Annotated in this window: 19 protein-coding genes and 2 pseudogenes; 12 read left to right on the top strand and 9 right to left on the bottom strand. The window is 67.1% G+C overall.

The features are described 5' to 3' along the window. The first annotated feature begins 328 nt into the window (after positions 1 to 328). Entirely contained in the window at positions 329 to 1,843 is a 1,515-nt protein-coding gene (locus tag IPG63_00510) for a protein kinase (GenBank protein MBK6725734.1), read from the top strand. A gap of 716 nt (positions 1,844 to 2,559) precedes the next feature. After that, positions 2,560 to 3,264: a hypothetical protein gene (locus IPG63_00505; protein MBK6725733.1), complete on the top strand. Its 705-nt coding sequence runs from the start codon at positions 2,560 to 2,562 to the stop codon at positions 3,262 to 3,264. Here IPG63_00505 and IPG63_00500 read toward each other — a convergent pair. Further along, positions 3,220 to 4,890, bottom strand: a complete 1,671-nt coding sequence (locus IPG63_00500) for an outer membrane protein transport protein (GenBank protein ID MBK6725732.1) — start codon at positions 4,888 to 4,890, stop codon at positions 3,220 to 3,222. The two genes, IPG63_00505 and IPG63_00500, sit on opposite strands and share 45 nt — an antisense overlap. 62 nt (positions 4,891 to 4,952) lie before the next feature. Beyond that, a complete protein-coding gene (locus IPG63_00495; GenBank protein ID MBK6725731.1) occupies positions 4,953 to 5,504 on the bottom strand; it encodes a hypothetical protein in 552 nt (183 codons plus the stop codon). A 130-nt stretch (positions 5,505 to 5,634) separates the two neighbouring features. Between IPG63_00495 and IPG63_00490 the strand changes: the two genes are divergently transcribed. The 6 genes from IPG63_00490 (at position 5,635) to IPG63_00465 (ending at position 10,631) form a co-directional block, all read left to right on the top strand. Further along, the gene (locus tag IPG63_00490) at positions 5,635 to 6,579 is read left to right on the top strand and encodes an SPFH/Band 7/PHB domain protein (GenBank protein MBK6725730.1); all 945 of its coding nucleotides are present in this window, start codon (positions 5,635 to 5,637) and stop codon (positions 6,577 to 6,579) included. Position 6,580: 1 nt separating this feature from the next. After that, entirely contained in the window at positions 6,581 to 7,018 is a 438-nt protein-coding gene (locus IPG63_00485) for an NfeD family protein (GenBank protein MBK6725729.1), read from the top strand. 41 nt (positions 7,019 to 7,059) lie between these two features. Further along, positions 7,060 to 8,151: a glycine cleavage system aminomethyltransferase GcvT gene (gene gcvT, locus IPG63_00480; protein MBK6725728.1), complete on the top strand. Its 1,092-nt coding sequence runs from the start codon at positions 7,060 to 7,062 to the stop codon at positions 8,149 to 8,151. 53 nt (positions 8,152 to 8,204) lie between these two features. Continuing rightward, positions 8,205 to 8,600: a glycine cleavage system protein GcvH gene (gene gcvH / locus IPG63_00475; protein MBK6725727.1), complete on the top strand. Its 396-nt coding sequence runs from the start codon at positions 8,205 to 8,207 to the stop codon at positions 8,598 to 8,600. Between the two features lie 498 nt (positions 8,601 to 9,098). Beyond that, a complete protein-coding gene (locus IPG63_00470; GenBank protein ID MBK6725726.1) occupies positions 9,099 to 9,317 on the top strand; it encodes a hypothetical protein in 219 nt (72 codons plus the stop codon). A gap of 348 nt (positions 9,318 to 9,665) precedes the next feature. After that, positions 9,666 to 10,631 carry a TonB family protein gene (locus IPG63_00465; GenBank protein ID MBK6725725.1) on the top strand — a complete coding sequence of 322 codons (966 nt, stop codon included), beginning with the start codon at positions 9,666 to 9,668 and terminating at the stop codon, positions 10,629 to 10,631. Between the two features lie 50 nt (positions 10,632 to 10,681). Here IPG63_00465 and IPG63_00460 read toward each other — a convergent pair whose 3' ends face one another. Next, complete coding sequence (locus IPG63_00460; protein ID MBK6725724.1) at positions 10,682 to 11,287, bottom strand: GPP34 family phosphoprotein; 606 nt, start codon at positions 11,285 to 11,287, stop codon at positions 10,682 to 10,684. Between the two features lie 12 nt (positions 11,288 to 11,299). After that, on the bottom strand, positions 11,300 to 12,541 hold the full coding sequence (locus IPG63_00455) for a beta-lactamase family protein (protein ID MBK6725723.1): 1,242 nt from the start codon (positions 12,539 to 12,541) through the stop codon (positions 11,300 to 11,302). Between the two features lie 85 nt (positions 12,542 to 12,626). Here IPG63_00455 and IPG63_00450 point away from each other — a divergent pair, with 85 nt between their 5' ends. Together IPG63_00450 and IPG63_00445 are read left to right on the top strand one after the other, a co-directional pair. Next, complete coding sequence (locus tag IPG63_00450) at positions 12,627 to 13,214, top strand: LemA family protein (protein ID MBK6725722.1); 588 nt, start codon at positions 12,627 to 12,629, stop codon at positions 13,212 to 13,214. A gap of 158 nt (positions 13,215 to 13,372) precedes the next feature. Continuing rightward, entirely contained in the window at positions 13,373 to 15,331 is a 1,959-nt protein-coding gene (locus IPG63_00445; protein MBK6725721.1) for a M48 family metallopeptidase, read from the top strand. Between the two features lie 132 nt (positions 15,332 to 15,463). On the opposite strand, the gene IPG63_00440 is transcribed toward IPG63_00445, so the two are convergent. Both IPG63_00440 and IPG63_00435 read right to left on the bottom strand, forming a co-directional pair. Then, on the bottom strand, positions 15,464 to 17,044 hold the full coding sequence (locus IPG63_00440; protein MBK6725720.1) for a choline dehydrogenase: 1,581 nt from the start codon (positions 17,042 to 17,044) through the stop codon (positions 15,464 to 15,466). 17 nt (positions 17,045 to 17,061) lie between these two features. Then, the gene (locus IPG63_00435; protein ID MBK6725719.1) at positions 17,062 to 17,892 is read right to left on the bottom strand and encodes an MOSC N-terminal beta barrel domain-containing protein; all 831 of its coding nucleotides are present in this window, start codon (positions 17,890 to 17,892) and stop codon (positions 17,062 to 17,064) included. A 105-nt stretch (positions 17,893 to 17,997) separates the two neighbouring features. Here IPG63_00435 and IPG63_00430 point away from each other — a divergent pair, with 105 nt between their 5' ends. Both IPG63_00430 and IPG63_00425 read left to right on the top strand, forming a co-directional pair. Continuing rightward, complete coding sequence (locus tag IPG63_00430) at positions 17,998 to 19,239, top strand: MFS transporter (protein MBK6725718.1); 1,242 nt, start codon at positions 17,998 to 18,000, stop codon at positions 19,237 to 19,239. After that, positions 19,236 to 19,778 carry a hypothetical protein gene (locus IPG63_00425; protein ID MBK6725717.1) on the top strand — a complete coding sequence of 181 codons (543 nt, stop codon included), beginning with the start codon at positions 19,236 to 19,238 and terminating at the stop codon, positions 19,776 to 19,778. Before IPG63_00430 ends, IPG63_00425 begins: the two co-directional genes overlap by 4 nt. Before the next feature lie 17 nt (positions 19,779 to 19,795). Here IPG63_00425 and IPG63_00420 read toward each other — a convergent pair. The 3 genes and pseudogenes from IPG63_00420 to IPG63_00410 all read right to left on the bottom strand — a co-directional run bounded on the left by IPG63_00420 (position 19,796) and on the right by IPG63_00410 (position 22,736). Then, positions 19,796 to 20,120: pseudogene (locus IPG63_00420) on the bottom strand (hypothetical protein). After that, on the bottom strand, positions 20,120 to 20,341 hold the full coding sequence (locus IPG63_00415; protein MBK6725716.1) for a DUF433 domain-containing protein: 222 nt from the start codon (positions 20,339 to 20,341) through the stop codon (positions 20,120 to 20,122). The pseudogene IPG63_00420 and the gene IPG63_00415 overlap by 1 nt, the downstream one beginning before the upstream one ends. Then, positions 20,338 to 22,736, bottom strand: a pseudogene (locus IPG63_00410) (copper-translocating P-type ATPase). Before IPG63_00410 ends, IPG63_00415 begins: the two are co-directional and overlap by 4 nt.

Here is a 22,736-nt window from a genome sequence, read left to right as displayed (position 1 = left end):
GAGGCGACCGCGCCATCCGGCTGGGACGACACATGGGTTTTCTGCAGTTGGAGTCACCGCGACTCCCCCGAATCGCGATGAAAGACGGCGCGCACTATAGCCTCCGTAACGGGGTTTTACAAAGTGAGGACGGGATATCGGCAGCTCTCGGTGACATCGCCACCACCATCCCCGCGCGCTCAACGCTGTGCTCGACCGCCGGCTGCGCTTGAGTTCGAGGGAGCAGTCGTTGTGGCCGCGCCGGCGCGGCTGACCCATCGCCCAGATCGGCTCGTAGGCGCGCGTGGGGGCGATGTTATGATCCGGCGCGATCCCTACACGTGCCCCGATGAGCACCACGCCTGCCTTCAACATTCCCGGTTTCGAGCTGATCCGTGAACTCGGCGTGGGCGGGATGGCGACCGTGCACCTGGCGATCCAGAGCTCGCTTGAGCGCAAGGTCGCGATCAAGGTCATGCGGCGCAACATCGACGATGCCGAGAAGTTCGAGCGTCGCTTCCTGGTCGAGGGGCGCACGCTGGCCAAGCTGCCGCACCGGAACATCGTCGCGGTCTACGACATCGTCAAGAGCGACGTCGCCACCTACATCTCGATGGAGTACCTGGAAGGCGGCACCCTGCACGAGAAGATGCGCAGCGGCCTGTCGCTGGCCGAGGCGGTGGCGATCGTGGTGCAGATTGCCGGGGCGCTGCAGTTCGCGCACGACCACGGCGTGATCCACCGCGACCTCAAGCCGGCCAACATCATGTTCCGCGACGAGCTGACGCCAGTGCTCACCGACTTCGGCATCGCCAAGCAGCAGGACGCTTCAGCCACCCGCCTGACCCAGACCGGCATGCTGGTCGGCACCCCGACCTACATGAGTCCGGAGCAGATCAACGGGCTCGATGTCGATGGCCGCTCCGACCTGTACAGCCTCGGCGTGATGTTCTACGAGCTGCTGACCGGGCGCGCGCCATTCCAGGGTGAAACGCCGATCGCGGTGTTGATGGCGCACCTGACCAGCCCGCCGCCGCCGCTGCCGCCACAGTTCCGTGAGTTCAGGATCCTCGACCGCATGCTGGCGAAGAATCGCGACGAGCGCTTCGCCAATCTGAAGGAGTTCACCAAGTCGCTGAAGGCGATCGTGGTCAACAACGATCGGCTGTGGGAGCGCTTGCAGGCTGACCCGAACCAGAGTTCGTCGGAACAACTGCGCGCGCTCGGCTTCTCGGTGAGTTCGTCGACCGCGCTCGATCCGGTACAGCAGGGCTCGCCGTCGAAGCGCCAACTGCCGGCGCCGCGGGCGCTGCCCACGCATGTCGCGCGCACGCCCACGGCTTCCGGCGGAGTGACGCAGATCTCCAATCCGACCCTGCATCCGGCGGGCTCGCAGCATTCTGCCGGGCCACCGCGTCGCGGCGGAATCTGGCTGGGTGCCGGGGCGGTGATTGCAGTGCTGGTGGCGGTGCTGGCGTGGTGGGTCTTGCGTGCGCCGGGAGAGGAAATCGACCCGCGCATCCGCGGCGAAATCGATGCGCGCCTGGTCATCGTCGATCGCTACGTCGGCGAGGGCAAGCTGACGGTTGCGGCCGGTGCCGACAACGCCTTTGACACACTCAAGGTGGTGCAGGAACGCGCCCCTGATTATTCCGGCACCCGCAAACGTGTGCAGGCGCTGCTCGCGGCACTGAAAGCGGAAGCCAAGGCGCGCAGCGCGCGCGGCGAATTCCTCGACGCCGAAGGCGCGCTTGATTCGCCGAGTCGCTGGCGCCCGAAGACGCCGAGATCGCGGCCCTGCGCACCAGCATCGCCGACGCGCGCGCCGGCAACGAACGCGCCACGCAGGCGCGCGAATTGCTGACCAAGGCCGAGGAGGCTGCAGCCGCGGGACGCGATCTCGGTGGGGGCAGTGCCTATGCCTTGCTGCGCCAGGCAGCGCAGTTGGCACCGGCTGATCCCGCTATCGGGGCAGCCCAGCAGAAACTGCTCGCGCGCCTGCTGGCACCGACCCGAGATGCACTTGCCGGCGGTGATCTGTCACGGGCGCAGTCGCTGCTCGATGGCTATGCCGCGGCGCTCGGCAACGATCCGGCCTGGCGCAAGCTGCGGGATGACATCGCGGCGGCTCGCACCGTGGCCGAACGCAGCGCCCAGATCGCCGGGCTGCAGAACCAGTTCGACCTGCGACTGCGCGCCGCTACGCCGAGCCCTCCGGCGACAATGCGCTGGAGTCCCTCGCCGCGCTGCGCCAGCTGGATGCCGCAGCGGCCGCAACACGCAGCGCGACCTGGCTGCCGCCCTGCTGGTCGATGCGCGTGCAGCCATGGCCAGAGGGGAGGCCTCGACCGCGCTGGCACAGGTCGAGCTGGCCCTGCGCGTGCAACCCGGTTCGACCGAAGCCGGCGCGCTCAAGCGCGAGATGGAAGGGCGCCTCAGTGCCGAACAGCGCCGTGTCGCCGGATTGCTCGGCCAGGCGCAGCAGGCGCTGGCCGAGCGCCGCATCTTCGCACCGCCGGGACAGAACGCCGCCGAGTCGCTGGCCGAATTGCTCAAGCTCGATCGGACAATGCCGAGGGCATGCGCCTGCGCGATGGTTTGGCGCACAGCGCCATCGAAGCGGCGCGCGCCCTGGCGCAGGAGCAAAACGTCGAAGCCGCGCTCGAACTCGCGAACCAGACCCGCCAGCGCTATCCGGAGGATGCCGAAGCGTATGCGCTGGTCGCGCAGTTGAAGCGGCAGCAGGCTGCTGATGCGGCGGCGGTGATGCGTCGCCAGAAACTGGAGAGCGTGTTGTCCGCTGCCGCGCAGCGACCCCTGGACGTGGCGACATTCCAAACCGCGCTCACCGACGCCGCAATCTTGTTGAAGGCCAACGTGCGCGATGTCGACGCCCAGACCGCGCGGCAACGACTGCTCGATGCCCTGCGCGAATCGGCCGAAGGCGCGGCGGACACGGCCGCGCTCGATCAGGTCGAGGGACTGTTCCAACGCTATCGCAAGGCCTTCGCCGACGATGCGGTGCCGGTTGCGGCAACCTTCCAGAGCGCGCGCAGCCGGCTCGCCGAGGAGTCGCGTGTGCGTCTCGCCGCCACCGCCGGTGACCTGGTGCTGCTGGCACTGCCGTGGGGCGAAGTGGACTCGGTGACCGACGTGCAGCGCAAGAGCAACGTCGAGTTGCCGAATGACCGGGTGACGCCGCTGCGCCTGCGTGTGCCGGCCGGGTGTATCGCATCACCTTCAAGCATCCCTCCGGTGCACGCAGCAGTGCGCAGGCGACGGTGAAGGCGAAGACGGAAACCCTGAGTTCGGCCGCGTTCGCGGCGCTGGATGAAAAGGAGTACGTGCGCCGTGCCGGTCTCTGAGCGCCGTCTTGCCGTACTGATCGCCGCTGCGCTGCTCGCGCCGGCCGTCGCGTGGGCGGACTACAAGGCCTATGCGCGCGGTCAGGAAGCCGCCGAGAAGCAGGACTGGGGCGCGGTCGAGACGGCGATGCAGGAAGCGCTCGCCGGCAATCCGACGCCGAAAGTGCGGGTGAAGCTCTACGGCCAGCGTTTCGCGCCTTATGTGCCGCACTACTACCTCGGGCTTGCCGCCTACAAACAGAACGACTGTGCCGGCGCGATGCGCTGGTTCGGTGATGCGGCGGCGGCGGCGGTGATCGCGCAGTTGACCGAGTTCAAGGGCGTGGCCGATACCGCGCGCGGCGACTGCAGCGCGAAGCTGGCGCTCGCTACGCCAAGCAAACCACCGCCGACAGCAACGACCGCAGCCGCGCCGAATGCCGCCGGTGTAACCACCCCGGCGCCCGTAAAGCCGGCCGCCACGACCACGCCAGCGCCGCCGTTGGTGCCGACGAAACCGCAACCGGGTGCGACCACAGCGACCACTGCGACTCCCGCCACGGTGCCGGCGGCGCTGCAGAACGCGCTGCAACAGTGGCTGGGCGGACGCTATCGCAATGTCGTCTCGGCTTCGCTGGCCGGCGTCCAGGGCAAGGCGCTCGCGCACCTGCATCTGTTGCGCGCGGCGTCCTCGCATGCCCTGTCCGAGATCGAGGTCGCGAATGCCGCAGCGCATCGCAGCCGCGCCGAGCAGGAGATCCGCAGTGCACGCGCCGCGCAGCCATCGATCGCGCTGGACGCCGGTTTCTACTCGCCGCGCTTCCGCGCCTTCTTCAGCAGCGTGCGCTAGAAACGACGACGCCGCGCAGGTGCGCGGCGTCGTGGTGCAGCGGGCAGGGCTTGAACGATCAGAAGCGCAACACGCCGGAGAGCGAGAAAGTCTCGTTGCGCTCGGACGCGTCGAAGGCAGCGTCGAGCTGGAACTTCTCGAATGCCCAGCCGAATCCGACCGACGTGTGCAGCTCGTCGTCGCCGTGCGAGAACAGCACGGCATTGGCGACGGCATCATCGCCGGTTCGTCGTTCGGCACGCCATTGAAACGGATCGTGTGTTCCGGGTCGCGCCAGACGCCGGCACGCAGCGATAGCGGCACTTCCATTTCGGTAAAGGTGTACTCCATGCCGAGGCGCACTTCGTAGTCGTCCTTGGTGAGCAGCGGGTCGATCGCCGCGCGACCCGCAGCAGTGTCATCGTTGAGGTTGAAGTTCGAGACCATGTCGTCGGTCAGTTGCGAGTACTGCACATGCGACACGTCCAGCGCCAGCGTCAGGGCATCGGACGGGCGATAGACCAGCCCGAGGCCGAGCAGGTCCGGGGTGTCCAGGTAGGCCTGCTTGTCCAGGCGCGTGAAGGTCTGGGTGCCGGGAACGATGCTCGCGGTGTACTTGAACTTCGGTGCGCGCCGGAACACCAGGCCCGCCTGCCACTGGTCGTTGATGTGGTATTGGGCACCGAGACCGAAGCCGGATGCGCCGTCGTCGCCCCGCTGCTGGGTCGAGAAGCGCACCAGCGTGTCGGCGACGGTCGTGAAGCGGCGCGTGTTGGAGTCGAGGTCCATCTGGTAGGCGTTCAAACTGGCACAAACGACCACTTGTCGCCGAGCTTGAACGCGCCGGACAGTCCGTAGCTGTAGACCGACACGTCGATCGCGGCATCGAAGGGATAGATCGAGCCGATGCCCTCGGTACGGAACGCGGTCTGGTAGTTCAGGAACTCGTGGCGGTAGAACGCAATCGCCCAGTCTTCGCGCGGCAGCACGGCGGACAGGAAGGACAGGCCACGGGCGTCGCTGTCGGCCTCGCGGTAGTTCACGCCGGCGGTGCTGAACGGGTCGGCGGTAAACGAGCCGCTGTGCGCGTATTCGGTGCTGAAGTCGTTGGCGCGGAACTCCATCGAAACCTCGGGCGACGCGAGCTGGACCAGCCCGGCCGGGTTCGAAAATGCGGCGGTGGCGTCGTCGGCCAGGCCGATGAAGGCGCCGCCCATCGCCAGCGAGCGTGCGCCCGGAGCCGAGAAGTTGAACTGGAGCGAGGCGTTGCCTTCTTCGTCGGTGACTGCGAAGGCGCTGGAGGCAGCGGCCAGCAGCGCGACGCCGATGGCTAGGGGGAGCAGCTTCTTCATCGTGGTTTCTCCTCTCGTTCGGGATAGGAAGGATCGCTCGGGGCGAGCGCGCTCAGTTTAACGCTTTCTTGACTCCGCGCGGCGCGTTGCGGAACTCCTATACTGCGGGCCCCGCCACCTGGAGGTCGCCATGTTCGAGCCGATTGTCCTGTTCCTGCTTGCCTTCATCATCTTCACCCTGTGGAAGGGCGTGGTCATGGTGCCGCAAGGCTTCGAGTTCACCATTGAGCGCTTCCGCAAATACACGCACACGCAGACGCCCGGCATCGGCATCATCATCCCCTACGTGTTCAATGTCGGGCGCAAGATCAACATGATGGAACAGGTGCTCGACGTGCCGTCGCAGGAAGTGATCACCAAGGACAACGCCGTGGTCAAAGTTGATGGCGTTGTCTTCTATCAGGTGCTCGATGCCGCCAAGGCTGCCTACGAGGTCTCGAACCTGGAGCAGGCGATCATCGCGCTGGTGATGACCAACATCCGCACCGCGATCGGCTCGATGGATCTGGACGAGTCGTTGTCCAAGCGCGACGAGATCAACACCAAGCTGCTGCGCGTGGTCGATGAAGCCACCCATCCCTGGGGCCTCAAGGTCAATCGCATCGAACTCAAGGACATCCAGCCGCCGCGTGACCTGGTCGATTCGATGGCACGGCAGATGAAGGCCGAGCGCGAGAAGCGTGCGCAGATCCTGGAAGCGGAGGGCTCGCGCCAGTCGGAGATCCTGCGCGCCGAGGGCGAGAAGCAGTCGGCGGTGCTGGAAGCCGAAGGTCGCCGCGAGGCGGCGTTCAAGGACGCCGAGGCACGTGAGCGCCTGGCCGAGGCCGAGGCCAAGGCGACGATGATGGTGTCGCAGGCGATCGAGCGCGGCGACGTGCAGGCGATCAACTATTTCATCGCGCAGAAGTACGTCGAGGCGCTCAAGGCGCTGGCCACCTCGCCGAACCAGAAAGTGCTGATGATGCCGCTCGAGACCACCGGACTGCTTGGCTCGATCGCCGGCATCGCCGAGTTGTCGAAGGGCGCACTCGACAAGGCGGCCACAGTCAAGCCGCCGAAGATTCCGGGAGCCTGAAATGGGACAGCTGGTCTACACTTGGTGGGCAATCGCGCTGGCGCTGCTGGCGCTGGAGACAATCATTCCCGGCGCCAGCATTCTCTGGTTCGGGATCGCGGCATTCGTGGTCGGTGCGGTGGTCTGGTTGTTTCCGGAGTTGCCTCTACTCGGGCAGGTGGTGATCTTCGGCATCTGTTCGATCGCATCGGTGGCGGTGTACTGGAAGTGGTTTCGCAGCCACGAAGTTCCGAGTGACCAGCCATTGCTGAACCGCAAGGCTGACCGTCTGGTTGGACGCGAGTTCGTGCTCGATGCGCCGATCCAGTTCGGCCGCGGCAAGCTCAAGATCGGCGATGCGCTGTGGACGGTCGAGGGGCCGGACCTGGCGTCTGGAACGCGCGTTCGAGTCTGTCGAACCGATGGCTTGAACCTCACCGTCGAGAAAATGGACAGCTGAGTCGTTATGCTCCGCGCCCTTGATCCCGGCGCGGAGTTTTCATGTTGAACCAGACCATCCTCAATGCCACGCACCGCGCCCAGGGCGCGCGCATGGTCGATTTTGGCGGATGGGACATGCCGCTGAACTACGGTTCGCAGATCGACGAACACCACGTCGTGCGCCGTGACGCCGGCATGTTCGATGTTTCGCACATGACCATCGTCGATGTCCGCGGCGCGCGCGCGCGCGAGTTCCTGCGGCATCTGCTCGCCAACAACGTGGACAAGCTCAAGGCCTCGGGCAAGGCGCTGTACAGCTGCATGCTGAACGAGTCCGGCGGCGTCATCGACGACCTGATCGTGTACTTCCTAGACGAGTCGTTTTTCCGCATCGTGGTCAACGCGTCTACGCGCGACAAGGATCTGGACTGGATCGCGCGCCAGGGCAGCGGTTTCGGCGTGACCCTCGCCGAGCGCCGTGACTACGCGATGATCGCGGTGCAGGGACCGACTGCGCGCTCGCGCGTGCATGGTCTGCTATCGGCGGATGGTTCGGCGCGCGCCGGCAAGCTCGGCAAGTTCGTGGGCGCCGAGATCGACGGCATGTTCGTGGCGCGCACCGGTTACACCGGTGAGGACGGCTACGAAATCATGGTGCCGGAGCTGGAAGCGGCCGCATTCTGGAATCGTCTGGTCAACGCCGGGGTGAAACCGTGCGGGCTCGGTGCACGTGACACCTTGCGTCTCGAAGCCGGCATGAATCTCTACGGTCAGGACATGGACGAGACGGTATCGCCATGGGAAGCGGCGTTGGCCTGGACGATCGCGCTCGATCCTGCGGAGCGCGACTTCATCGGTCGCGCCGCGCTGGTCGCGCAGAAGAGTGGCGGCGTCGCGCGCGAAATGATCGGCCTGGTGCTCGACGACAAGGGCGTGCTGCGTCACGGGCAGCGCGTGATCACCGAACGTGGCGACGGCGAGATCCTGAGTGGTTCGTTCTCGCCGACGCTGGCCAAGTCGATCGCGCTGGCGCGCGTGCCTGCCGGCGCTGCGGCGGGCGCGCTCGCCGTCGACATTCGCGGCAAGGCGCTGCCGGTACGTGCGGTGAAGTTTCCGTTCGTGCGCGACGGCAAGCCCTGCGACGGCATCTGATTCCGTCTGCAACACCACTACTATCCGCCATCAGCCACCACGAGGACCGAGTCATGAGCGAAATTCCAGGCGATCTGAAATTCCTGAAGAGCCACGAGTGGGCGCGTATCGAAGACAACGGGCATATCACCGTGGGCATTTCCGATCACGCCCAGGCGGCGCTCGGGGACCTCGTCTATGTCGAACTGCCGGGAGTCGGTGACCAGCTGCAGGCCGGAAATGGCGCCGCAGTGGTCGAGTCGGTGAAGGCCGCATCCGATGTCTACAGCCCGGTGTCGGGCACCGTCGTCGCGGTCAACGAGAAGCTCGCCGACGCGCCGGAAACGATCAACGGCGACGCCTATGGCGAAGGCTGGCTGTTCGTGGTGGAGGCGGCGGATCGCAGCGAGCTCGATGCGCTGCTCGGTCCCGACGACCATGCCGCGATGACCGAAAACGAAGAGCACTGAGCGGCAACGTCGTGCGATGGAAAGACCGGTTGCTCGCGCGACCGGTTTTTTTTTGCCGGTCGCGCAGCGCGCGGCGTGCGAGTGATCGAGCGATGCGCGACGTGTTCGCAGTCGAACTCGCGAGCACCATTCGCGGCGAATCGAACTGGTCGCGTTGTCGACGAGTTTGCGCATCGTGATCGCGCGCTCACAAAACGTGTTGACAGTCAACGCGTGTGCAATTAGTTTTGCCGCAGCGTGACAAGCATGCTTCGGAAATGAGTGGCGAAAAATTCATCGAGATGGCGACCGCAACGAACTCCTCGCAGATGTCGCGATCGATCCTCCGCCTCTCCCGCATGCAATCCATTTCCCGCGATCACGACGCAACCCAACTGATGCTCCCGACGACGCGTCGTGTCGTTCCTTCCACCCGTGTGCGTGTCGGCAGTCCGCGCACGCGGCGCTTGATCGGTTTTCAACCGGGCGACCACTGCCAAAACCAAGAGGAGCACTACAATGAAAGCAGCAACTACCAAGAAGAAAGTCGGCACGGTGAAAGCCGCCGCCAAACCTGCAGCGAAGAAAGCCGCCGCCAAGAAGCCGGCAGCGAAGAAGGCTCCGGCCAAGAAGGCCGCTGCCAAGAAGGCTCCGGCGAAGAAGGCCGCTGCCAAGAAAGCCCCAGCCAAGAAGGCTGCGAAGAAAGCTCCGGCCAAGAAGGCCGCTGCGAAGAAGTAACTTCAAGCTGTAACGCTTTATCCGGGTCAGACCATCGCACGACCGCCCGGCGTGCGATGGTCACTTTGGCCCCGAAGGCTTCCGGAGCCGCCAGGCTTCCGATGACGCGGCCGTCGCCGCAGACTCCCCTGAAAACATCCTTTGCAATGGTTCGGTAGCCAGCCGGACTGCATGCCGCTGGCGTTTCCGCGGCTCAGGGCTTGCTGTAAGGTGTGCGTAACGGCGCGCGGCCGTGTTGTTCGCGTGAACGTCCGCGCGAATTGCGGTACAAACCGCATCGTGACCACGGTCACGGCTGTCCCTGCTGCAGCGGCGCGCAGTCTGACCACGAATCAACGAGGACGTGAAATGCCGAACGAGATCCGTACACCCCGCGTCAACAACTGGATGGGCGTTGCCGCCCTGGGCATGGCTTGCGTGCTGGCGATATCGGCTTGTGGCAAGAAGGAAGAGGCGGCCAAGCCGGCGCCCGGTGCGCAACCCGCAGCCGGCGTTTCGCCGCAAGTGGTCGCGCCGGCGGCGCCCGAGATCACCGTCCCGGAATTGCTCGGCTCCGCAACGCGCGCAGTCAATGAGGAGCGTTTGGTGGCGCCGGCCGGCAACAATGCCATCGAGTTCTACCTGCAGGTGCTGACCAAGGACGCGAACAATGTCAGTGCGACCCAGGCGCTGGTCGATCTGTTTCCGCTGGCAGCCGGAAATGCGGAGCGCGAGATCGTCAACCGCAACCTGCCCGAAGCGGCACGTATCGTCGGGTTGCTGGATCAGGCGAGCCCGGGTTCGTACACGGTGTCGACGCTGAAGTCGAAGCTCAATGCGGCGCGCACGCAGATGCAGCGCGAAGAGGAACGCCGTCTGGCCCAGGAAGCAGCGGCCGAGCAGCAACGCGCGCAGGCGGCGGTGGCGGCCGCAGCGCCGGCGCCGACACCGACTCCGGCGCAGCCGGCACGACCGGCTGCGTCCGAACCGAAGCCGGTCGAGCCGAAGCCGGTGGAGCCCGCGCCGGTGGCAACCGCTCCGGCGCAGCCAGTGGCGCAGTCGCGTGATCCGGTACTGGTGCGCCAGGTGCGGCCGGTGTATCCGGCGGCCGCCGCGCGGCGTCGCCAGGAGGGCTGGGTGGAAGTGTCCTTCACCGTGGCTGCGAGCGGCGACGTGACCGATGTAAACGTTTCACGCGCGCAACCGCGTGGCGTGTTCGACCGCGATGCGGTGCGCGCGGTGTCGCAGTGGAAGTACGAACCGGCGATGGAAAATGGCAAGCCGGTGTCGCGCACGCTCACTCGTCGCATCGAGTTCGCGCTGTCGGCCAAGTAGTCGGCGGGAGTCCGCTCGTGATTGCGGCGCCTGCGGGCGCCGCAGTCGTTTCATCGGTCGCGCAGCAGTTGCAGCAGCGCGCCGCGTTCACCGCGTGTGGTCGATTCGCCCAGGGTGGCGAGCGCGTTCAACAGGCGACGGCTGACATCGACGGGAAGCAGGTCGGGCAGCACGCCGGCGAGGTCGGTGGCGAGTGCGAGCGCCAATGCCGGTGTGTCGGCAGCGGCGCCGGTCACGGCCGACTGCAGCAGGGCCAGCGACTCGTTGAAGGCCTGGCGCGAGCGCAGGTGATGGCGGCGCAGGAACGGAAACGGGACGCGCAGTTCGAGTACATCGCGCGCAGCCAACGACTGAAGCATGCGCTTGTGCCAACGGCGCGACTTTCCCCGCAGTAGCACTGCCGCCGCCTGCAGTGACTGGATTCGGCCGTGCGCAGCGAGCAGCCTCGCGGCCTCGGCCAGCACCGGGTGCGCAATGGGAAGGGCGTCGTCAGACTGCAACTGCGACCCCTGGATGCGGACGCGTCCCGCCAGCATCAGGTCCACCAGCACCAGGCCGGCGATCGCCTGCGGCAGGCGCCGCGCATCGCACGAGACGCGTTCGCGCCCGCGCTCCGGATCGAGCACGAACAGACAGAGGCGTTCGGCCAGGATCATGGCGATGCGCCGTCAGGGGTTGGCAACGCGTTTGCGCCGCGCCGCTGGACGCGGCGTCAGTCGATCGAGTTGCAGCCAGTCGCGCGCCGGCAATTCGAGCTCGCGGTCGATCAGGGTGGGCAGCAGTCCCGCGGGCACCGCGGACTCGCTGTTCCAGAGCAGCGCCACGCCGAAGTCGTGGTCGGGCAGCATCGCCAGCGCGGCGCGATAGCCCTGCACTGCACCGGCGTGGAAAATCATGCGATGGCCGCTGTAGTCGAACACGCGCCAGCCCAGCGCGTAGGAAGCCGTGCGCACGCGTTGACGGCGCCAGGGCGAGCCGAGTACTTCGCCGGGGGTGTCGATCTGCGGCGCATGCAGGGTGGCGAGCAACTCGCTGTCGAGCACTTCCGGTGCGTGGCCGAGGTGCGCCAGCATCCACTGCCCGAGATCGCGCGCACTGGCATTGACGCCGGCTGCGGGCGGAATGCGGTAGTAGGTGAGCTTCGGATAGACCGACTGCCAGCGACCGCTGCGCTTCACATGCGGCCGCGCCCAGTCGCCGCTGGACTCGAGTGCGTCGCGCCCATAGGTGGCGGTTTCCATGCCGAGCGGATGGAAGATGCGCTTCTCGACCTGGTGCGTGAAGAAGTCGCCGGTGACCGCGAAGGTCACGTCGCCGATCAGGCTGAAAGCGATGTTCTGGTAGCTGTAGCAGCTGCCGACCGAGCACACCGGCGTGACTTCATCCAGCTGTTCGACCAGCAATGGATATGGCGAGTCGGCTTCGAGCGCGCGATCGAGGGTGTTGTGCGGCAGGCCGGAGCGATGGCTGAGCAAGTCGTCGATGCGCAGTCGGCCGGCACCTTCGATGTCTTTCAACAGCAGTGCCGGCACCAGGTCCTGGACGCGGTCTTCCCATTGCAGCGCACGCTCGTTCACCAGCAACGCCGTCAATGAGGCCGCGAACGACTTGGACAGCGAGGCGATGCGGAAGACGGTGTCGGGTCCGGCCACGACGCGCTTGCCCTGTTCGGAGATGCCGAGGCCGCGCAAGCTGACGATGGCGCCATCGCGCACGACCACGGCGGCCAGCGCCGGTGTCTGCCCGGTACGCATCACGGCATCGCTGAGGCGCTCGAACTCAGCCACGATCGCAGCGTCTGCAACGCCATTGGCGGCGGCGCCGGTGTTGGCCGCAGACGCGGTGGCAGCGGCCATCAGGGCGAGGCTGGCGGTGCCGGCGACGGATGCAAAGCTTCGTAAAACGCCCATGTTATGCTCGTGTGGACGCCGCGATTCTAGCAAGCAGTCTGGTGCAATGCGGCCCGTTTCATCACAGGCGGAGGGCAGGGCAATGATGGGTTTGTTGATCCTTTTGGTGCTGGTGGCGGTGGTGGCCTTCTGGGTGATCGGCATCTACAACGGCCTGATCCGCGCCCGCCGCGGCTACGAGAACGCGTTCGCCCAGATCGACGTGCAACTGACCCGTCGTTACGACCTGATCCCGAACCTGGTCGAGACCGCCAAGGCCTACATGAAGCACGAGGCCGGCACCCTCGAAGCCGTGGTCGCCGCGCGCAATGCCGCGGTCAGCGGTCTGAAGGCGGCGCAGGCGCACCCCGGCGACGCGGCGGCGATGCAGAACCTTGCTGCCTCCGAAGGCCAGCTGGCCGGGGCGCTGAGCAAGCTGATGGTGGTGGTCGAGGCCTATCCGGACCTGAAGGCCAACCAGAACATGATGCAGGTGAGCGAGGAACTGACCTCGACCGAGAACAAGGTCGCGTTCGCGCGCCAGGCCTTCAACGACTCGGTGATGGGCTACAACGTCAGCCGCGACGTGTTCCCGAACAACATCATCGCCGGCATGTTCAACTTCAAGGAAGCCGCGCTGCTGCAGATCGAAGATGCGGTCAAGCGCGAAGCGGTCAAGGTGAAGTTCGACTGAGCTTCTGGCCGTGTTAGGTCGAGCTGAGACGGATCATGCGCGCAATGCCCCGTTCGGGCTGAGCTTGTCGAAGCCCGGCCGCTGAACACGCCCTTCGACAGGCTCAGGGCGAACGGGGTTGGTTGGCTGTCGCCCTTCGAAAGACGCGGGGCGAACGCATGAACTTCTTCGAACTCCAGCATCAGGCCCGCAAGCAGTCGAAGCGGTTGATCGTGCTGTTCGTGCTCGCGGTGCTGGCGATCATCGCCGCGATCGATCTGGTCATCGTCATCGCGATGCTGGCGAATGCGGACGAGGCTCGCGCCGCCAACCTCTCCGCCGGCGAGATCATCGCCCAGCACAGCGGTGCACTGCTCGGCATCAGCCTGATCGTGGGGGCGGTGATCGCGCTGGCGTCACTGTTCAAGATCGGAAGTTTGCGGTCGGGCGGCGGCACCGTCGCGCAGTCGCTCGGCGGCACGCTGATTTCGGCCGAGACCAACAATCCGCACTATCGCCGCCTGCGCAATGTGGTCGAGGAGATCGCGATCGCCTCGGGCGTGCCGGTGCCCGAGATCTACGTGCTCGAACAGGAGTCCGGCATCAATGCCTTCGCCGCTGGCTACACGCCGGCCGATGCGGCCATCGCCGTCACCCGCGGCGCGCTGGAAAAGCTCAAGCGCGACGAGTTGCAGGGCGTGGTCGCGCATGAGTTCAGCCACATCCTCAACGGCGACATGCGCCTGAACATCCGCCTGATGGGCCTGCTGTTCGGCATCCTGGTAATCGGCATCATCGGCCGCAAGATCCTCGAAGGCATGCGCCATGCGCGCGACAGCAAGGGCACCGTGCCAATCTTCGTGATCGCGCTGGCGGTGATGATCATCGGCTATGTCGGCGTGTTCTTCGGACGCTGGATCAAGGCCGGGGTGTCGCGCTCGCGCGAGTTCCTGGCCGACGCCTCGGCGGTGCAGTTCACGCGCCAGACCGAGGGCCTGGCCGGGGCATTGAAGAAAGTGGGCGGGCTGCCGCAGGGTTCGAAAATCGACAACGCCGAAGTCGAGGAAGTCAGCCACATGCTGTTTGGGTCGGGCATGAACTTCTCCTCGATGTTCGCGACCCATCCGCCGCTGCTCGATCGGATCCAGCGTCTGGACAAGCAGTTCAAGCCGGAGCAGTTCGCGGCGATCGCGAAGCAGTGGTCGCAGCCGCTGGACGTGCTCGCGCTCGACGATGCTGCCGGCGTTGGACTCGCCAGTGCCCCCGCGACCGGGTCGACCCAGGGGCCACCGCCCTTGCCGGATGCGCGCAGCGACATCGCGGTGCAGCCGAGCATCGTCGCCAATCAGGTCGGCGCGCCGCGGCAAGACGACTTCGCCACCGCCGACAACATCCAGAATCGCATTCCGCCGCTGCTGCTCGCAGCCGCGCGCGCGCAGCGCACTGCCGACCGCGTGATCTGCGCCTTGCTGCTTGATCGCGACGCCGACATCCGTGCCGCGCAGAGCGCGATGATCGTGGCGCAGCTCGGGCCCGAGGCCGAAGCCGAAACGCGGCTGATGCGCGAGGCGATCGATGCTCTGCATCCGATGCAGCGCATGCCGCTCGCGGCGATCGCGTTCCCGGCGCTGCGTCGGCATCCGCGGCCGTGGTTGAACGAGTTTGTGCAGCTGATCGATCGCCTGATTCATGCCGACGGCCAGCAGGGCCTGTTCGAGTTCTGCCTGGCGCGGCTGGTCTCGATCCACGTCATCGAGGCGCTCGATCCGGCGCGCGCGCGCGTGATCGGTCGGCGCAAGCTGGTGCAGTGCGAGGCCGAGACGGCGCTGCTGTTCGCGGTGCTCGCACACGCCGGCCACGACAGCACGGTCGATGCCCAACGCGGCTTCCAGGCCGGCATGCAGATGCTTTACGGCCAGCGCGGCGTGAGCATGCCGGACAGCAGCGGATGGCACCTCTCGCTGGTGCCGGCCCTGTCCGCGCTCGATCAGCTCGATTCCGCCGGCAAGCAGCTGCTGATCGAGGCGATGGTGACCAGCATCAGCCACGACGGACGCATCACCGTGGCCGAGTCGGAACTGCTGCGCGTCGCCTGCGCCGCCATCCATTGCCCGCTGCCGCCGATGCTCTCGCGCTGACGGCAAAGCCTCCCTCATCCGGCCCTGCGGGCCACCTTCTCCCGGTGGGAGAAGGGAAGCGCGCTCTCTGGTCTCCCTTCTCCCACCGGGAGAAGGGCCGGGGATGAGGGCGGACTTGCGGAAACGCTCCCCTCATTCGCCAAGAATCAGATCACTTGCGCGTTCGGCGATCATGATGGTCGGGGCGTTGGTGTTGCCGCTGACGATCTTCGGCATCACCGAGGCATCGATCACGCGCAGGGCCTCAATGCCGCGCACACGCAGATGTGGGTCGACCACCGCGAGCGCGTCGCTACCCATGCGACAGCTGCCGACCGGGTGGTACACGGTCTCCGACTTGCGGCTGAGGAAGGCGCTGATCGCCGCTTCGGAATCGTCGCCATCGCCGGGGAACATCTCGGCGCCGCGGTAAGCATCGAACGCGCGCGCCTGGAACAGACGTCGCGACAGGCGTACCGCCTCGACCAGCACGCGACGATCAAAGCCGTCGGCGTCGCCGAGGTAATTGGCGAAGATGCGCGGCGGTGCCAGCGGATCGGCGCTGGCCAGTTCGATGCGTCCGCGCGAGCGCGGCTGCAGATGGCAGGCGTGCAGGGTCATGCCGTGGCCGGGATGGCGCTTGCGGCCATGGTCGTCGAGGATCGCCGGCACGAAGTGGAACTGGAGGTCGGGGCGTTCATCCGGTGCCAGGGACGAGCGTACGAAACCGCCGGCCTCGGCGATGTTCGAGGTGCCTGGTCCCTTGCGCAGCAACGCGTATTGCAGGCCGATCCACAGCTCGTTGGCGTGGTCATAGCTGAGCGGCTGCAGACAGTGGAAGATGGTGCATGCGTCGAGGTGGTCGTGCAGGTTGCGCCCGACCCCGGGCAGGTCGTGCTTCGGCTCGATGCCGTGCCGGCGCAGTTCGTCGCCGGCGCCGATGCCGGAGAGCAGCAGCAGTTGCGGCGAGTTGATGGCGCCGCCGGCGAGCAGGATTTCGCGCGCGGCCTCGACGCGCACGCGCTCGCCGCGGTGGCGGTACTCGACCGCGACGGCGCGACCGCGTTCGATCCGCACACGTTCGACGCGGGCGCCGGGTTGCACGACCAGGTTGTCGCGCCCGCGCGCGGCAGTCAGGTAGGCGGCGGCGCTGCTGCAGCGGCGGCCGTCCTGCTGCGTCACCTGGTAGAAGCCGAAGCCCTCCATGCGTGCGCCGTTGAAGTCGGCATTGCGCTCGAAGCCGAGTTCGACGGCGGCATCAAGGAGGACCGACGACAGCGGATTGTGATGGCGCAGGTCGCTGACCCAAAGTGGCCCCTGGTTGCCATGGAGTGCATCGGCACCGCGCGCGTTGTGTTCGGCGCGCCTGAAATACGGCAGCACCGAGTTCCAGTCCCAGCCGGGCGCGCCGAGCGCCGACCAATCGTCGTAGTCGCGCGCATGGCCGCGGATGTAGCACATCGCGTTGATCGAGCTGGAACCGCCGAGCACCTTGCCGCGTGGCCACCACAGGCGGCGCTGGTCGAGTTGCGGTTCGGGTTCGGTGCCGTAGTCCCAGTTCAGGCCCTTGCGCGAGATCAGTTTCGAGAATCCCGCTGGCATGTGGATCAGCGGGTTCCAGTCGCGCGGGCCGGCTTCGAGCAGCAGCACGCGCGTGTTCGGGTTGGCCGAGAGCCGGTGCGCGAGCACGCAACCCGCGGAGCCGGCACCGATGATGATGTAGTCGTAGCTCACGGGCGGTTTGCTCCGGCTCAGCGGGCGCGCCGGGCCAATGCTCGGCGCAGTTTCATTCGATCACCTCGACCGCCATGCCGGTGGTGATGCGGCCGGTCGCGCGCACCAGCAGGTTCTGGCCGAAGGTGACGCCGATGGCTTCGCGCCGATAGCCGCGCAGCGTCGCCAGCGGTTCGCCGTCGGCGGCGGCGATCGCGGTGTCCGGGTCGATGGTGGTGAGGATGCAGCGCGTGCAGGGTTTGACGATGGCGAATCTGGCGGCGCCGATGCGGATGCGGCGCCAGCGATCCTCGACATGCGCCTCGCGCGTCTGCACCACGATGCTGGGACGGAAGTTCGTCATCGACACCGGTTGCGCCAGTTTCGAGTTCAGCAGATCGAGCGAGGCACTGCCGATCAGCAGCAGCGGAAAACCGTCGGCGAAGCTGACGAAGTCGCCGGGCTCGGACCACTCGGCGGCCACCGCGCGCAGGCAGTCCTCCGCCATGCACCAGCCGCACCGCGAACCCGAGATGGTGCGACAACCATTCGTTGGTCGCGGCGTCGGCGAGCCGCGCCGGGCTCGAAGACTTCCAGATCCCGACCGCGAGCGTGGGGGCGCTTGCAGGCGGTTCGGCCACGGCGCGTGCGCTGCCATCGGGCGCGAACAGCACCAGGCCATCGCGGATCGATTCCGCCGCGAAGTGCAGCAGCAGCGGATGCTGGCGCGCAGTGACAAAGCGGTTCTTGCCATCGACCAGCATCCAGCGGCGATCGTGCTGCAGGCCGCGCGTTTCGACTCGGGCCTCGTTGAGCGCGAGGCCGCGCATGGACTTGACCGGATAGACATGGATCGATGCGAGCTTCATGCCCCGAGTGTACGTGCAAGCCGGGGCCGCTACACTGCGTCCCGGTTCGATCTTCGGGTTCCCGTGGCGCAATCGCAGCAGGTGCAAGCGGCGCAGGCGTCGCGGATGTCCGGTGCCTTGCGCGAAGTGCAGGCAGCGGCGATCGCGGCGCTGTATTTCTTCCTCGTGCTCGGTTCCTACTACCTGATCCGTCCGGTGCGCGAGCAGCTCGGCGCCGCCGCGGGCGGCTCGGATGCGCTGCCCTGGCTGTGGACCGGCACCTTTCTCGCCACCCTGGTGCTGACGCCGTTCTATGGCGCCATCGTTGCGCGTCATCCGCGCCGGGTGTTCATCCCGGTGACCTACGCCTTCTTCGCGATCGGCATGGTCGCGTTCTCGCCGCTGCTGCGCACCGATGCGCCCGGCACCCTGCTCGCGGCCGGGTTCTACATCTGGGTCAGCGTGTTCAACCTGTTCGTGGTTGCGGTGTTCTGGAGCTTCATGGCCGACCTGTTCACCGACGAGCAGGCGCGCCGCCTGTTCGGGCCGATCGGCATTGGCGGCACCATCGGTGCGATCGCCGGGCCGACGGCGGCGAAGGAACTGGTCGGGCAGGTCGGTGTCGCCGGGCTGATGTGGATGTCGGCGCTGGCGCTGTGTGCGGCCTTGCTGTGCGTGCTGGCACTGACGCATTGGGCGAAGCAGCACGGGCGGCGCGACGCGCGCATCGCCGAGCAGCCGATCGGCGGGGGGCTGTGGTCGGGTGCGGTGCAGGTACTGCGTGATCCGTTCCTGCGCGCGATGGCGATCCTGATGCTGCTCTCCGATGTCATCGGCACCATGCTCTACGCGCTCAATTCCGACATCGCCCGCGACACACTGACCACCGCGATCGCGCGCACCGAGTACTTCGCCGGCATCGACCAGGCCGCGAACGGGCTGCAGATGATTTTCCAGTTGCTGCTCGCGCCGCTGCTGATGAGTCGCCTCGGGCCGCTGGCGGTGCTGCTGTTCGCGGCGGCGATGAACATCGTGGTGTTGGCGGCGGTGGGCTGTTTGCCGGGTGCGGAAACGACCATGCTGGCGATGGTGATCTCGCGCGCCGGCGGCTACGGCCTGGTGCAACCGGCGCGCGACAGCCTGTACACGCGCGTGCCGCGCGAACTGCGGTACAAGTCCAAGGCCTTCATCGACACCGCGGTGTGGCGTGCCGGCGACGTGCTGACCAGCTTCGCCATGCTCGGCCTGCGCGGCATCGGATTCGGCGTCGCGACCTTTGCGGCCATGGCCGGGGTCGCATCGCTGGCGACGATGTGGTTCAGTTGGCGCGCGGTGCGATCATCGGAACAACGCAGGGATCCGGAATGAGACAAGTGCTTCGATACTGCCTGGTCGTGCTCGCCCTGCTGTTCGCAGGCAACGCCGCAGCGCGTGCGAGTGACGACGCGCAATGGGAATTCGGTGCGCGCATCGGCGGCATGATCACCGACAACTCGTTTCGGCTGGATGGCTCGGCCGAAGTGCTGACGCTGTCGCGCACGCTCGATGACAAGCGCGTGATCGAGTTCGAACTCGGTGCCGACCAGCTCGACTTCTCGATGGACTATGGCCTGAGCCACACCACGTTCGCGGTCAACTACCTCGAAGTGAACCGCGAACCGCTGTGGGACCCCTACATCCTGGTCGGCGTCGGCGTCTCCGAGTTCGAGGCGCCGAGCGGCATCACCGAAGGTCGCGACGCGATGATGCAGGTCGGCACCGGTGGCTCCTGGGAATTGTCCGACAACGGCAAGCTGCTGCTGCGCGGCGACCTGCGCTTCCGCTACGACCTCAACGACACCGGCCAACCCGGCCAGGACGGCTGGGGCGACGCGATCTTCACGGTCGGGTTGTCGTATCGGTTTTAGGCATGGCCCGCACGGATTCAGGCATCGAACTCGACTTCCAGATAGGCGCCGCGCCTACAGCGGGCGATGGCGTCGAGTACGCGCGGGCAGCTGCTGACGAATGCGCGGCCAGCGGGTCGTTCGTAGCACGACGATCGCGATTTGCCTGGAAGCCAGATTCTGCTGGTAGCGCAAGTTCGTGTCGGTGGTGAGCAACACCTCGCAACAGGCTTGCTCGGCGGCGAGCAAGAGTTCGCCGTTGCGCAACGTTGCCCATCCCGCTTCGTAGGCGGTGATGACTTCGTGACCGATCAAGGCATCGCGCAGCGGCACGGGTGTGCCCTGGTCGAACAGGATGCGCATCAGGCCGCGGCCAGCGCGCTGCGTGCGGCGTGCTCGAGCACCGCGCGCACCTGATCCGCAGACACGCCGGGAAACCACGCGATGAAGTCTTGTACGCGTGCACCTTCTTCGAGATTCTCGAACAGCGCCGACACCGGCACGCGCGTGCCGCGAAAGGTCCAGGCGCCGCCAAGGCGTGCCGCGTCGCGTTCGACTTCCGGGCAGGTGGACCAATCGATCATGGCGGGGATGCTAGCAGCGACGCGCCCGAGTGCGCCCGCGTGGTCGAGCGCCAACGGCGCAGCAGCAGGGTGTTGGCGACGACGCTGACGCTGGAGAACGCCATCGCGGCGCCGGCGATGACCGGGTCGAGCTGGCCGGCGGCGGCGAGCGGGATGCCGATGACGTTGTAGAGGAACGCCCAAAACAGGTTCTGGCGGATCTTGCGGGTGGTGCGGCGCGACAGGTCGATGGCATCCACGACCAGGCGCGGGTCGGGTCGCATCAGCGTGATGGCGGCGGTCTGCATGGCCACGTCGGTGCCGCTGCCCATGGCGATGCCGACATCGGCCGCGGCCAGCGCCGGTGCGTCGTTGATGCCGTCGCCGACCATGGCCACGCGGCCGCCTTGTTTCAGTCGATCCAGCAACGCTGCCTTGTCGCCCGGTGCGACCTCGGCGTGCACGTCGGCTTCGGCGATGCCGGCTTCGCGCGCGAGCGCCATCGCCGCGCCGCGGTTGTCGCCCGAGATCAGCACCGTGCGCAGGCCGCGCGCTGCGAGCAGGGCAATCGCCGCGCGCGACTGCGGGCGGATTCGGTCGCCGAACGCGAGCAGCGCCAGCACGCCCGCGTCCGGCGTCGCCAGCCACGCCACGCTGCGGCCGAGCGCGGCCTGTGCATCGGCGTGCGCTTGCAGCGACGAAAGATCGATGCCAGCCGCCTGCATCAGGCGGGCATTGCCGAGCGACAGCTCGCGCCCGGCGACGCGACCGCGCACGCCCTGGCCGGCGATCGCGCGCACCTCGGGCGCAGCCGTGATGGCGATGCCCCGCTCGCGCGCTGCGACCAGCACCGCGCGCGCCAGCGGATGTTCGCTGCCTGATTGCAACGCCGCCGCGAGGCCGATCAGCAGCGCCTCGTCGCCATCGAATGCCTGCACCTGCAGCAGACGCGGGCGGCCTTCGGTCAGCGTGCCGGGTCTTGTCGAAGGCGACGACCGCGACATCGCGCGCCAACTCCAGCGCTTCGGCATCGCGGATCAGAATCCCGGCACGCGCGGCGACGCCGGTGCCGGCCATGATCGCCGGTCGGCGTCGCCAGCCCGAGCGCACACGGACAGGCGATGATGAGCACCGCGACTGCGTTCAGTACCGCCGTCGGCCAGTCACCGTGCGCGAGCCCCCAGAACAGCAGGGTGGCGATGGCGATCACCACCACCACCGGCACGAACACCGCGCTGACGCGATCGACCAGTCGCTGGATCGGCGCCTTCTTCGCCTGCGCGTCCTCGACCAGGCGGATGATGCGTGCCAGCGCAGTCTCGGCGCCGAGCGCGCGCGTCTCCACCAGCAGCCGCCCCTCGCCATTCATCGCGCCGCCGGTGACGCGCTCGCCGGTCTGCTTCGGCACCGGCATCGACTCACCAGTGAGCAGCGACTCGTCGACCTGGCTCTCGCCCTCGACCACCTCGCCATCGACCGCGATGCGTTCCCCGAACAGTACCACGACGCGATCGCCGAGCCGCAGCAACGCGATCGCGAGCTCCAGTTCGACGCCGTCGCGCAGCACTCGCGCGGTGAGCGGTCGCAGCGCCTGCAGTGCGCGAATCGCCGCCGTGGTCTGGCGTTTCGCGCGCGACTCCAGCCACTTGCCGAGCAGGATCAGCGTGATCACCACCGACGATGCCTCGAAGTACAGGTGCGGCGCATCCCCGTGCGCGTGTCCGGCCGACCACTGCCACATACTGAGTCCATAGGCGGCAGTGGTACCGAGCGCGACCAGCAGGTCCATGTTGCCGGTACCGGCGCGCAGCGCCGCCCAGCCAGCGCGGTAGAAACGCGCCCGGCCAGAACGCACTGGCGTCGCCAGCAGCCATTACTGCGGCCACGCCGGCAACACCCAGTGCTGGCCCCACAGCAGCCCGAGCATCGGCAGGGCCAGCGGTGCCGACAGCAACACCGCGAGCAGCAAGTGACGCCACTCCTGCGCGTCGCGCTATCGCCGCGTCCGCATCCGGCTGCTCCATCGCGGCGGGTACGGTCGCGGCAGCCGGCTCGACCGCGGCCGCGAGCAGCGCCCTCGACCGTCACCGTTGCATCGGCCTGCACCTGCGCCGACTCCGTCGCCAGGTTCACGCTCGCCGCCACCACCCCCGGCACCCGCAGCAACGCGCTCGACCCGGCCGACGCAGGAGGCGCAGCTCGTCGCCTGCACTGCAAGCCGCCGGGGCGATGTGGTGTCCATGCCAACTCGAATGAGTCTGCAGGCTGACGCAAAGCCCCCCAGCACAGCGGTGGACACTCGCGCACTCGGTCCTGCGCCAGCCTTGTGCCCGAGCGGTTGCCTCGGAGGGCGGGCATGAGTGCGGTATGGAGATCGGAGTCGGCGCAATGAGCGGCGACCGTCGCCATTCCGCAT

Source organism: Lysobacterales bacterium, from assembly GCA_016703225.1.
In the GTDB taxonomy this organism is placed as follows: domain Bacteria; phylum Pseudomonadota; class Gammaproteobacteria; order Xanthomonadales; family Ahniellaceae; genus JADKHK01.
This window is presented reverse-complemented; position numbering and strand designations above follow the sequence as displayed.

Excerpts from the sequence above, each read along its gene's own strand:
- IPG63_00450 (MBK6725722.1), top strand. The coding sequence starts at position 12,627 with ATGGGTTTGTTGATCCTTTTGGTGCTGGTGGCGGTGGTGGCCTTCTGG.
- IPG63_00460 (MBK6725724.1), bottom strand. The coding sequence starts at position 11,287 with ATGATCCTGGCCGAACGCCTCTGTCTGTTCGTGCTCGATCCGGAGCGC.
- IPG63_00415 (MBK6725716.1), bottom strand. The coding sequence starts at position 20,341 with ATGATCGATTGGTCCACCTGCCCGGAAGTCGAACGCGACGCGGCACGC.
- IPG63_00505 (MBK6725733.1), top strand. The coding sequence starts at position 2,560 with ATGCGCCTGCGCGATGGTTTGGCGCACAGCGCCATCGAAGCGGCGCGC.
- IPG63_00430 (MBK6725718.1), top strand. The coding sequence starts at position 17,998 with ATGTCCGGTGCCTTGCGCGAAGTGCAGGCAGCGGCGATCGCGGCGCTG.
- IPG63_00510 (MBK6725734.1), top strand. The coding sequence starts at position 329 with ATGAGCACCACGCCTGCCTTCAACATTCCCGGTTTCGAGCTGATCCGT.
- IPG63_00485 (MBK6725729.1), top strand. The coding sequence starts at position 6,581 with ATGGGACAGCTGGTCTACACTTGGTGGGCAATCGCGCTGGCGCTGCTG.
- IPG63_00435 (MBK6725719.1), bottom strand. The coding sequence starts at position 17,892 with ATGAAGCTCGCATCGATCCATGTCTATCCGGTCAAGTCCATGCGCGGC.
- IPG63_00445 (MBK6725721.1), top strand. The coding sequence starts at position 13,373 with ATGAACTTCTTCGAACTCCAGCATCAGGCCCGCAAGCAGTCGAAGCGG.
- gcvH (MBK6725727.1), top strand. The coding sequence starts at position 8,205 with ATGAGCGAAATTCCAGGCGATCTGAAATTCCTGAAGAGCCACGAGTGG.
- IPG63_00465 (MBK6725725.1), top strand. The coding sequence starts at position 9,666 with ATGCCGAACGAGATCCGTACACCCCGCGTCAACAACTGGATGGGCGTT.
- IPG63_00455 (MBK6725723.1), bottom strand. The coding sequence starts at position 12,541 with ATGGGCGTTTTACGAAGCTTTGCATCCGTCGCCGGCACCGCCAGCCTC.
- IPG63_00490 (MBK6725730.1), top strand. The coding sequence starts at position 5,635 with ATGTTCGAGCCGATTGTCCTGTTCCTGCTTGCCTTCATCATCTTCACC.
- gcvT (MBK6725728.1), top strand. The coding sequence starts at position 7,060 with ATGTTGAACCAGACCATCCTCAATGCCACGCACCGCGCCCAGGGCGCG.
- IPG63_00495 (MBK6725731.1), bottom strand. The coding sequence starts at position 5,504 with ATGAAGAAGCTGCTCCCCCTAGCCATCGGCGTCGCGCTGCTGGCCGCT.
- IPG63_00470 (MBK6725726.1), top strand. The coding sequence starts at position 9,099 with ATGAAAGCAGCAACTACCAAGAAGAAAGTCGGCACGGTGAAAGCCGCC.
- IPG63_00425 (MBK6725717.1), top strand. The coding sequence starts at position 19,236 with ATGAGACAAGTGCTTCGATACTGCCTGGTCGTGCTCGCCCTGCTGTTC.